11 protein-coding genes and 1 pseudogene are annotated in these 9,631 nt (G+C 68.6%); 8 read left to right on the top strand and 4 right to left on the bottom strand.

Features of this window, described 5'->3' with window-relative positions:
* Positions 1-24: 24 nt before the first annotated feature.
* The 3 genes from ABZX92_RS09605 to ABZX92_RS09615 are packed head-to-tail and all read left to right on the top strand — an operon-like array spanning position 25 to position 1,680.
* A complete protein-coding gene (locus tag ABZX92_RS09605) occupies positions 25-798 on the top strand; it encodes a carbon-nitrogen hydrolase family protein (RefSeq protein ID WP_355555821.1) in 774 nt (257 codons plus the stop codon).
* 5 nt (positions 799-803) lie between these two features.
* Entirely contained in the window at positions 804-1,211 is a 408-nt protein-coding gene (locus ABZX92_RS09610) for a cupin domain-containing protein (protein WP_355555823.1), read from the top strand.
* A gap of 40 nt (positions 1,212-1,251) precedes the next feature.
* Positions 1,252-1,680: a hypothetical protein gene (locus tag ABZX92_RS09615; protein WP_355555825.1), complete on the top strand. Its 429-nt coding sequence runs from the start codon at positions 1,252-1,254 to the stop codon at positions 1,678-1,680.
* Here the strand turns inward: ABZX92_RS09615 and nadC are convergent.
* From nadC to nadA, 3 genes are read right to left on the bottom strand one after another with little or no spacing between them, the layout of a single operon-like run.
* On the bottom strand, positions 1,651-2,502 hold the full coding sequence (nadC, locus tag ABZX92_RS09620; RefSeq protein ID WP_355555827.1) for a carboxylating nicotinate-nucleotide diphosphorylase: 852 nt from the start codon (positions 2,500-2,502) through the stop codon (positions 1,651-1,653). The two genes, ABZX92_RS09615 and nadC, sit on opposite strands and share 30 nt — an antisense overlap.
* The gene (locus ABZX92_RS09625) at positions 2,499-4,112 is read right to left on the bottom strand and encodes an L-aspartate oxidase (protein WP_355555829.1); all 1,614 of its coding nucleotides are present in this window, start codon (positions 4,110-4,112) and stop codon (positions 2,499-2,501) included. The genes nadC and ABZX92_RS09625 overlap by 4 nt, the downstream gene beginning before the upstream one ends.
* Positions 4,112-5,131 carry a quinolinate synthase NadA gene (nadA, locus tag ABZX92_RS09630; protein ID WP_355555831.1) on the bottom strand — a complete coding sequence of 340 codons (1,020 nt, stop codon included), beginning with the start codon at positions 5,129-5,131 and terminating at the stop codon, positions 4,112-4,114. Before nadA ends, ABZX92_RS09625 begins: the two co-directional genes overlap by 1 nt.
* Before the next feature lie 100 nt (positions 5,132-5,231).
* Here nadA and ABZX92_RS09635 point away from each other — a divergent pair, with 100 nt between their 5' ends.
* Together ABZX92_RS09635 and ABZX92_RS09640 are read left to right on the top strand one after the other, a co-directional pair.
* Positions 5,232-5,900, top strand: a complete 669-nt coding sequence (locus ABZX92_RS09635; RefSeq protein ID WP_355555846.1) for an NUDIX domain-containing protein — start codon at positions 5,232-5,234, stop codon at positions 5,898-5,900.
* Positions 5,901-5,909: 9 nt separating this feature from the next.
* Positions 5,910-6,590, top strand: coding sequence for an LON peptidase substrate-binding domain-containing protein (locus ABZX92_RS09640; RefSeq protein WP_355555833.1), 681 nt, complete (start codon positions 5,910-5,912; stop codon positions 6,588-6,590).
* Here ABZX92_RS09640 and ABZX92_RS09645 read toward each other — a convergent pair.
* Positions 6,556-7,353, bottom strand: coding sequence for an alpha/beta hydrolase (locus tag ABZX92_RS09645; RefSeq protein WP_355555835.1), 798 nt, complete (start codon positions 7,351-7,353; stop codon positions 6,556-6,558). The genes ABZX92_RS09640 and ABZX92_RS09645 overlap by 35 nt on opposite strands.
* A gap of 44 nt (positions 7,354-7,397) precedes the next feature.
* On the opposite strand from ABZX92_RS09645, the gene ABZX92_RS09650 reads away from it, so the two are divergent.
* The 3 genes and pseudogenes from ABZX92_RS09650 to ABZX92_RS09660 all read left to right on the top strand — a co-directional run.
* Positions 7,398-7,964, top strand: a complete 567-nt coding sequence (locus tag ABZX92_RS09650; RefSeq protein ID WP_355555836.1) for a helix-turn-helix domain-containing protein — start codon at positions 7,398-7,400, stop codon at positions 7,962-7,964.
* 98 nt (positions 7,965-8,062) lie between these two features.
* On the top strand, positions 8,063-9,307 hold the full coding sequence (locus ABZX92_RS09655; protein WP_355555838.1) for an MFS transporter: 1,245 nt from the start codon (positions 8,063-8,065) through the stop codon (positions 9,305-9,307).
* Positions 9,304-9,631, top strand: a pseudogene (locus ABZX92_RS09660) (hypothetical protein); the annotation flags it as partial. The gene ABZX92_RS09655 and the pseudogene ABZX92_RS09660, both read left to right, overlap by 4 nt.

Here is a 9,631-nt window from a genome sequence, read left to right on the forward strand (position 1 = left end):
GTTCCGGACCCTACAGTGATCCTCATGCGCATCGCTGTGAGTCAGATCAGCTCCACCACCGATCCCCGGTCCAACCTGGAGCTCGTCCGGGACGCGGTGCGCAGGGCGGACGGCGCGCGGGTCGTGCTGCTGCCCGAGGCGACGATGTGCCGGTTCGGGGTGCCGCTGGGGCCCGTTGCGGAGCCGTTGGACGGGCCGTGGGCGTCCGCGGTGCACGAGATCGCCGCTCAGCACGACGTCGTGGTGGTGGCGGGGATGTTCACGCCGTCCGGTGACCGCGTGACGAACACGTTGCTGGTGACCGGGCCGGACATCCACGTCGGCTACGACAAGATCCACCTGTTCGACGCGTTCGGGTTCCAGGAGTCGCGCACGGTCGCCCCCGGAAGCTCTCCTCTTACGTTCGAACTCGACGGCGTGACTCTCGGTGTCGCCACTTGTTACGACATCCGCTTCCCCGAACTGTTCCGCGCATTGGCCGATGAAGGTGCATCTGCCGTGCTGGTCGGCGCGTCGTGGGGTGCCGGGCCGGGCAAGAAGGAGCAGTGGGAGCTGCTGGTGCGGGCGCGCGCGTTGGACTGCACGTCGTTCGTCGTGGCGTGCGGGCAGGCCTACCCCGGTGAGCTGGGTTCTTCCGCGCCGACCGGCATCGGGTACTCGACGGTCGCGGACCCGTTCGGCAACGTCGTCGCGCAGCTCTCGGACCAGCCGGAAGTCTCGATCGTCGATCTCGACGTGACGACGGTGGAACAAGCCCGGGAGGTCCTGCCGGTGCTGGCGAACCGACGGCTACGTTGACCTCCATGCGCATCGTTTCGGCTGTAGTGGCCGCTTTGCTGTTGTTCTCCGGCGTTGCCTCGGCGACGCCTTCGCACGGCGTGACCGCCAAGGACATCGCCAAGTGGTCGGTCGGCGACAAGGACTACGCCCTCCGCGAGATCACCGTCGCACCTGGTGGCGCGACAGGGTGGCACCACCACGACGGCACGCTCTACGCCGCCGTCAAGAAGGGCGTGCTGACCCGCACGATGTCCGACTGCACCACGACCTTCGTGCACCATCGCGGGGACACGTTGATCGAGGAGCCGGCGCACGTGCACATCGGGCGCAATCTCGGCACCGAACCGATGGTGCTCGAGGTGCTGTACGTGAACCCGGCGGGTACGCCGCTGTCGCGCGACGAGCCGAATCCCGGTTGTTCGTTCGAATGAGCTTGACCTCCAGCTAGGTCGAGCTCACAGGATCAGGAGCATGACTCTTCCCGAGCTGCCCTCATTCGTCCGCAACCGCAAGGAACTCGACGGCTACACGCTCTACCGGTCCGGCGACCCGCGCGGTGACAAGCCGGTCGGCTGCGTCGTCCTCGTCACGGTCGACACCGCCGACGAGGCCACCGCGCGGGCGTGGGTCGACTCGGTGTTCGTCGCACTGGCGAGCGAGCCGAACCCGCACCCCGGCGGCGTCTCGGCGGCGTTCCACATCCGTGACGACGGCAAGCGCGTCATCAACTACGCGGAGTGGGTCAGCGCCGAGGACCACGTCGACGCGGTGTCGGCGGGCAGCAACGGCGTCGGCTCCAAGACCGCGGACTGGCGCCGGGTGCAGAACTTCCCCGGCGTCCAGCACGTCGGCGTGGAGCGGTACCGGCCGCTAGCGGAGGTCCAGGCCGAGGTCGAGTGACGGCGAGGAGTGCGTGAGACCGCCGACCGCGAGGTAGTCGACGCCCGTCTCGGCGTACCGGCGGGCCACGTCCAGCGTGAGTCCGCCGGACGCCTCCAGCTTCACGTTCGCCGGCCTCCTGGCAACGGCCTCGGCGCACTGTTCTGGCGTGAAGTTGTCCAGCAGCACCAGTTCCGCGCCCTCGGCGATCGCCTCGTCGAGCTGTTCCAGGCTGTCGACCTCGACCTCCATCAGCAGCTCAGGAGCATGTGCGCGGGCCGCGCGGATCGCCGCGCCGACCGAGCCCGCCGCGGCGACGTGGTTGTCCTTGATCAGGATCGCGTCGCCGAGGCCCATGCGGTGGTTCACGCCGCCGCCGACCCTGACCGCGTACTTCTGCAGCAACCGCAGGCCCGGCAACGTCTTGCGGGAGTCGCGGACGAAAGCACCGGTGCCTTCGATCGCGTCGACCCAGCGGGCGGTCTGGGTGGCGATGCCGGACAGGTGGCAGATCAGGTTCAACGCCGTGCGCTCGACGGTGAGCAGGCCGCGGGTCGGGCCGGTCAGCACGAGCGCGGGCTCGCCGGGAACCGCCTTGTCGCCGTCGGCGGCCTCCGAGAGCACCTCGATCTCGGGCAGGTAGCGCTGGAAAGCCGTACGTGCAACGGAAACGCCGCACAGCACGCCCTCGGAACGGGGTGTGATCTCCGCGGTCGCCACGGACTTCTCCGGCACGGTCGCCAACGTGGTGGCGTCCAGGCCGTAGCGGAGGTCCTCTTCCAACGCCAACTGGATGACCCGGTTCGCGTCGTCCCAATCAATTTTGGCCAAATCGATGGTCATGCGACACCCTCTGCGAGAACAGGATCGGCCAGCACGGGCTGACCGGTCGGGGTGAGCCGGACGAGCTGACTGCGTTGCCACGCCTCGGAACGCTCGGTGAAATCTGTGCGGACGTGGCAGCCGCGCGACTCGGTGCGTTCCTGGGCAGCAGCGATCAAAGCGCGCGCGGCCATGGTCAGAGCCGCGTCCTCCACCAGTTCACGCGACTCCAGCTGCTTGTCCACAGTGGACACGTCTAGCACCGAACCGACCACGGCGAGGCCCTCGGCGTCGCGGCCGATGGCGGCGTAGCGGGACATCACGCGCTGAAGCAGGTCGCGGTCCGCCACGGGGGCGAAAGGCAGCGAAACCTCAGGCGTACGAGCAGGGATCACCAGCCCGAGAGCGAGATCGGAGGCCACGGCTTCGGCTGCACGAGTGCCGCAGACCAGGCCCTCGAGCAAGCTGTTGGACGCCAACCGGTTCGCGCCGTGCAGGCCCGTGCGAGCGACTTCACCGACCGCGTACAGACCGGTCACGCCGGTGCGGCCGTCGACCGTGGAGACCACACCACCGCAGGCGAAGTGGGCCGCCGGGGCGACAGGAATCGGGTCAACCGAAGGGTCGATGCCCACCGAGACGCACGCGGCGTACACGGTCGGGAACCGGGAAGCCATGTCGTGCAACGATGTCGCGTCCAAGAACACGTGGTCGTCGATGCCGCCGGGTTCCAAAGCCATGTGCCGGGTGATCGCGGCTGCCACGACGTCGCGCGGAGCCAGATCCTCCAGCGGGTGCACGCCCTTCATCACGCGCGCGCCGGTCGCGTCGATCAGCACGGCGCCTTCGCCGCGCACGGCTTCGGTGACGAGCGGGCAGCGGCCACGAGCGCCACGACCGGTGTACAGCACGGTCGGGTGGAACTGGATGAACTCGACGTCCGCGGCCAGCGCACCGGCACGCAACGCCAGCGCCAGACCGTCACCCGTGGCGACCGACGGGTTCGAGGTCGCCTGGTACATCTGGCCGAGACCACCGGTGGCCAGCAGAACGGCCGGCGCGGACAGCACACCGGGCACGCCGTTGCCGTCCAGAACCAGCAGTCCGCACACCGCACCCAGCGGCGTCTTTACCGCGTCGACCGCGACGTGGTTCTCCAGCAGGGGAACCCGTCCGTCCACAGTGGCCTTCAAAAGCGCACGCTCGACCTCGGCGCCCGTCGCGTCACCACCGGCGTGCACGACGCGGAACGCGCTGTGCCCACCTTCGCGGGTCCGCTCCAGCAGGCCGTCCGGGCGCGCGTCGAACACGGCACCGCGCTCACGCAACCGGGCAACGGCTTCAGGTCCGTCGGAGATGATCGCCGAGACCGCCGCCTCGTCACAAAGACCCGCGCCCGCCGTCAGCGTGTCGTCGATGTGCCGCGAAACGGAGTCGCCGGGATCGTGCTGGTCCTCCATGACGACGGCGACGCCGCCCTGAGCCCAGCGGGTGTTGCCGTCGTCGCCCGCCGCCTTCGTGACGATGAGCACGCGAAGTCCCAGCTCACGGGCGTGCAGCGCGGCTGTCAGCCCCGCCACGCCCGTGCCGACCACGATCAGGTCGGCACGCGCCTCCCAGCGCGCGGCCATCACTCACCGCCGCCGGGCTGGCCGATCTCGATCATGCGCTGCACGGCACCCTCGGCCCGCTTGGCGGTCTCCAGGTCGACGTGCACCTCGTCCAGACCCTCACGCACGCACCGCAGCAGCGCGGCCGGAGTGATCATCTTCATGTAGGCGCAGGACGCGCGGTCGTTGACGGCGCGGAAGTCGATCTCCGGGGCGGCCTTGCGCAGCTGGTGCAGCATGCCGACCTCGGTCGCGACGAGCACCTTGGTCGCCTTCGTCGAGCGGGCCGCGGTGATCATGTCGCCGGTCGAGAGGATCTTGACCTTCTCCGCCGGGACGATGCCCTCGCCGCTCAGGTACAGAGCCGACGTCGCGCAACCGCACTCCGGGTGGATGAAGAGATCCGCGTCCGGGTTCGCGGCTGCGCGTTCGGCCAGCTCAGGGCCGTTGATGCCGGCGTGCACGTGGCACTCGCCCGCCCAGATGTGCAGGTTCTCCCGGCCGGTCTCGCGCTTGACGTGCGCGCCCAGGAACTGGTCCGGGCAGAACAGCACCTCGCGGTCGGCCGGGATCGAGCGCACCACGTCGACGGCGTTGGACGACGTGCAGCAGATGTCCGTCTCGGCCTTCACCTCGGCCGTGGTGTTCACGTACGACACGACGACCGCGCCGGGGTGCTCGGCCTTCCACTCGCGCAACTGGGCGCCGGTGATCGAGTCGGCGAGCGAGCAGCCCGCGCGCTCGTCCGGGATCAGCACGGTCTTCTGCGGCGCCAGGATCTTCGCGGTCTCGGCCATGAAGTGCACGCCGCAGAAGATGATGGTCTGCGCGTCGGACTGCGCCGCGATGCGGGACAGCGCGAGCGAGTCGCCGGTGTGGTGGGCGATGTCCTGGATCTCGGGCAGCTGGTAGTTGTGCGCCAGGATGACGGCGTCCCGCTCCTTCGCGAGGCGCAACACCTCGTCACGCCACGCGGCGTCCGGCTCGACTCCACCGAACACACCTGACGCGGTTCGCTCCACGGTTGCGGTAGCGACCATCGCTGCCTCCTCGGATCCAGGTTTTCGCCTGTTGGTCGAAAACGTGGCCGATAGTATCAGCCGAGTGGCGGGCGTGGGGCATGAAGTTCTGGCAGCTGTGCTGCGGGTGAGAGGTGCGTCACTCCAGGTCATGCTGTGGGAGCGCGCACGGGAGCCACACGCTCACCGCTGGTCGCTGCCGGGTGGAGAGCTGCGGGTGGACGAGGACGTGGAGACCTCCATCCGCCGTCAGCTGACCGAGAAAGTCGACGTGCGACAGTTGTCACACGTCGAGCAGCTCGCGGTTTTCAGCGCACCGGACCGTGTTCCCGGCCCTCGTGTCGTGGCGACGGCGTTCCTCGGTCTGGTCCCCTCCGACGCCGATCCGGAACGCCCGTCGGACACCGAGTGGCACTGCGTGGACACGCTCCCTCCGATGGCGTTCGACCACGCCTCGATCGTGCACCGGGCACGGCATCGGCTCGCCTCGAAGCTGTCGTACACGAACCTCGGTTTCGCCCTGGCGCCACCGGAGTTCACGATCTCACTGCTGCGCGACCACTACTCGGCCGCGCTGGGTTACCGGGTGTCCGCGACGAACCTCCAACGGGTGCTGTCGCGGCGGTTGTTGCTGGAACCGACGGGTGGCACCGCTCCACCCGGCCCGTCCGGTGGCCGTCCGGCCGCACTGTTCCGGTTCAGCGCCAAGGGAATCAAGGTGACTGATCCGTTCGCCGTGTTGAGACCGCCGGGATCAGGCCGTCCGGCGGGCGGGAGTGGCAGCCCGTAACGTGGACGCGTGGCCGAGACGCTTCCGCTCTTCCCCCTGGGCACGGTGCTGTTGCCAGGGGCGTCTTTGCCGCTGCACATCTTCGAGCCGCGCTACCGCCAGCTCGTCGTGGACCTGATGACCGGAACCCTGTCCGGCCGCAGGTTCGGGGTCGTGTGCATCAAGGAGGGCTGGGAGGTGGGCGCCGACAACATCGGCTCCCTCAAGGACATCGGCTGCTCAGCCGACCTGCTCGACGCACGCCCGTTGCCCGAGGGCCGGTTCGACATCGTCACGCGCGGGGTGAAGCGTTTCCGCTTGGTGGACGTCGACACCACGACCGCGCCGTACCTGCTCGGCCGCGTCGAGTACCTGGAGGACTCACCGGTGCCCGAGGCGGCGAAGGAGGTCGTGCCGATCCTCGAACGCGGGGCCCGCGCGGCTCACGAGCGGTACTGCGGGGCCGCGTGGCACCGCGAGGACTGGTCGGCGCCGGCGGAGGACGTCGAACTGGGTGCGCTGTCGTACCTGCTGGCCGCGGACTGCCTGCTGCCGGTCGACGACCGGCAGCGGTTGCTGGAGGAGACCTCACCGGCACGACGGTTGCGGCTGGTGAGGCGGATGCTGCACCGCGAGACCGGCATTCTCAGCGCGCTGAAGGCCGTTCCCGTGCCGCTCACCGAGTTCGGGCACGTGCCGAACCCGAACTGAGGAACTTCCTGAGCTCCGGGACGACGAGCTGCGGGCCCTCGGTCGGGCTGCCGTGGTCGGCTCCGCGCAGTTCCGTCCTGGTCGTCCCGGGAATGATCGTGTCGAGGATCGCCAGCGCGTCCTTGAGGTAGCGCGCGGACTTCGAGCCACCCATGAGCGCGGTGCCTGCCTTGAGCGCCTTGAACCGCTCCAGGTTCTTGCTGCCCTCGTCGACGACCGCGAAGTCGTAGCGCACGGTCGGCAGCAGGGCGGTCAGGTCCTCCTCGTCGTCCTGCGCGAGCTTCCGCGTCAGCGCGAGGAGAAGCGGGCGCGGCAGCCAGCGCAGCCAGCGCGGTCCGACCTCCAGGCCGAGCAGGATCGTCACCATCGCCTCGGCGTTCTTCCCAGCGGCGACCTCCTTCTCGAACCGCTCGAAGACGTGGTCCTTGAGACCGGGCGCGGTGATGGGCGGCTCGTAGGCGGCGACGTGCGTGACCTCCGGGATCCTCAGCGCGGACTCGAGCGCGATCACCGCGCCCGAGCTCAGCCCGAACAACCGGTGAGCGCCCGTTTCCCGGACGACGGCCGCCACGTCCTCGACCTCGGTCTTCAGGCTGTGGTCGGCGGCGTGCGGTGCGCTCTCGCCGCGGCCGCGCCGGTCGATGACGTGGACGGTGAACTCGTCCGCGAGCAGTTCCGCGAACTTCTCGTAAACGGTCGAGGACTGCAGGGCACCGTGGACGACCACCAGACCCGGTCCGGTGCCCGTGCTGCGATAACTCACTTGGGTAACCATAAGATTAGAGTAACCCTAACGAAGGAGTGAGTGTGGCGGGTTTGCGAGAACGCAAGAAGGCACAGACTCGGGCGGTGATCGCGGCCAGGGCGGCGGAGCTGTTCGCGCGCAACGGGTTCCGCGCGGTGACGATGATCGAGGTCGCCGAGGCGGCGGAGGTGTCGGAGCAGACCGTCTACAACCACTTCCCCACCAAGGAGAGCCTTGTCTTCGATCGGGCACTGGAGCTGCGGGAAGCCCTGCTCGAACGGGCAACAGACCTCGCCGGCTACGCGGACTGGCTGACGACGGCCGTCCTGGACGACTCGGCGCGGCGAGCGATCCGCAGCCCCGGCGGCATGCCCAGGCTCGTCGCCTCGGACGCGGGCCTGCGCAGGCACCTGCTGGAACTGGCCGACGAGTGGTCGAGCGCGCTGGCCGACACGTGGGCCGAGGAGTTCGGCCTCATCACCGCCAGGACGCTCACCGACGGGTTGCTGCACGTCTTCGTGCGCGCGGTGGACCGGCTGGGCACCATCGAGTCCGACGAGCAGATCGACGAACTGAAGGCCGACATCCACACGGCCCTGGAGGTGTTCCGCCCGTTGTCGGATCGTTGAATTGTGGTCTTGTGGGATTGTTGAACAATCCTTACAGTGCTAGTCACTGAGGTCCGCATCACACTCGACCACTCCTCCACCACGCTGCGAGGTGTCCCATGAGCACGACCACGACCGAGGACACAGGCCGTTTCGCCTGGTTCCGCAGTCTCGGCCAGAAGGGCAGGCGCGCGTTCGTCGGCGCGTTCGGCGGATATGGGCTGGACTCGTACGACTACTGGGTCCTGCCGCTGAGCCTGGTCGCGATCTCCGGCTACTTCGGCCTCACCAAGGCAGAGGCCGGCCTGCTGGGCACGTCCACCCTGCTGATGAGCGCCATCGGCGGTGCCATCGCGGGCGTGATGGCGGACCGGTTCGGCCGCTCCAGAACGCTGATCATCACGGTCGCGGCCTACGCGTTCTTCACCGTGCTGTGCGGCTTCGCGACGAGCTACGAGACGCTGCTGATCTTCCGCGCGTTGCAAGGACTCGGCTTCGGCGGCGAGTGGGCGGCCGGGGCGATCCTGGTGGCCGAGTACTGCAAGCCGAAGTACCGCGGCCGCACGGTGGCGTTCATCCAGAGCGCGTGGGCGGTCGGCTGGGGCCTCGCCGTCATCGTCAACACCCTGGTCGCCTCACTGGCCGACCCGGCGTGGTCGTGGCGGATCATGTTCTGGACCGGTGCCCTGCCCGCGATCCTCATCTTCTACGTGCGCCGCAACGTCGACGACGCGCCGGAGGCCAAGGCCCACGCGAACCAGAAGGGCACGTTCCCGCAGATCTTCCAGGGCGGCATGCTCAAGACCACGCTGTTCGCAGCGCTGCTCGCCACCGGTGTCCAGGGCGGCTACTACACGCTCGCGACGTGGCTGCCGGCGTTCCTTCAGACCGGTCGCCACCTGACGATCATCGGCACCGGCGGATACCTCGCGTTCCTCATCACCGGCGCGTGGATCGGGTACGTGAGCGGCGGCTATCTGACGGACTACCTGGGGCGCAAGAAGACCTTCGTGCTGTTCGCGACGGCGAGCGCACTGCTGATCGTCGCCTACACGCAGATTCCCAACGGTGCCAACACGTTGGTTATGTTCCTCGGCTTCCCGCTCGGGTTCTGCATGTCCGCCATCTTCAGCGGGTTCGGCAGCTACCTGTCCGAGCTCTACCCGACCCGGCTGCGCGGCACCGGACAGGGCTTCACCTACAACTTCGGCCGGGCGTTCGGCGCCGTCTTCCCCGGCCTGGTCGGGTTCATGGCCGACCGGCTGGGCATCGGCGGTGCGATGCTGTTCGGAGCGGCGGCGTACGGAATCGCTGTCATCGCACTGATCTGGTTGCCGGAGACGGTCAACAAGGAGCTCGAATGACGACCGCGGGCAAGGCACCGGGACAGGCGCAGGCCAACCTGATCGCCATCCCCAAGGACTGGGCGTACGACTTCCTCCTCTTCACCCACCGCAACCCGAAACCGTGCCCGGTGCTCGACGTGCTGGACGCCGGTGAGACGGTCAGCGCGCTCAAGCGGGACGCGGACGTGCGCACCCACGCGCCGCGCTACCGGATCTGGGAGCACGGCGAACTGGTGGCGGAACCCGAGAACAGGGCCAGTACGACGCCCGCCGGTTCGCGATCTTCTTCAAGCCGGGCAACTACAACGTCGACGTCAACATCGGCTTCTTCACCCAGGTGCT

The sequence above is a fragment of the Lentzea sp. NPDC006480 genome (genome assembly GCF_040611995.1).
GTDB lineage: Bacteria > Actinomycetota > Actinomycetes > Mycobacteriales > Pseudonocardiaceae > Lentzea.